The 320-nt window shown below is 50.6% G+C and carries 2 rRNA genes; both read left to right on the plus strand.

Annotated features, from left to right (window positions below):
- Window positions 1-77 (plus strand): 23S ribosomal RNA (locus tag ACYP2A_RS20995); the annotation flags it as partial.
- A 135-nt stretch (window positions 78-212) separates the two neighbouring features.
- Window positions 213-320, plus strand: a 5S ribosomal RNA gene (rrf, locus tag ACYP2A_RS21000); the annotation flags it as partial.

Raw genomic sequence — 320 nt, forward strand, 5'->3', positions numbered from 1 at the left:
GACGTTGATAGGTTGGGTGTGTAAGCGCTGTGAGGCGTTGAGCTAACCAATACTAATTGCCCGTGAGGCTTGACCATATAACACCCAAGCCATCTGCACAGCAGTGGCGGTGTGTGAAGACGATGAACCGAAAGCTGTAGAACACACGAACATTTTGCGTATCACACACAGAATTTGCCGAAACGCTGAAAGGCGCGTCGGCTACCGAATTTCTTGACGACCATAGAGCATTGGAACCACCTGATCCCATCCCGAACTCAGCAGTGAAACGATGCATCGCCGATGGTAGTGTGGAGCTTCTCCATGTGAGAGTAGGTCAT

It is taken from the genome of Pseudomonas sp. 3A(2025), from assembly GCF_054589175.1.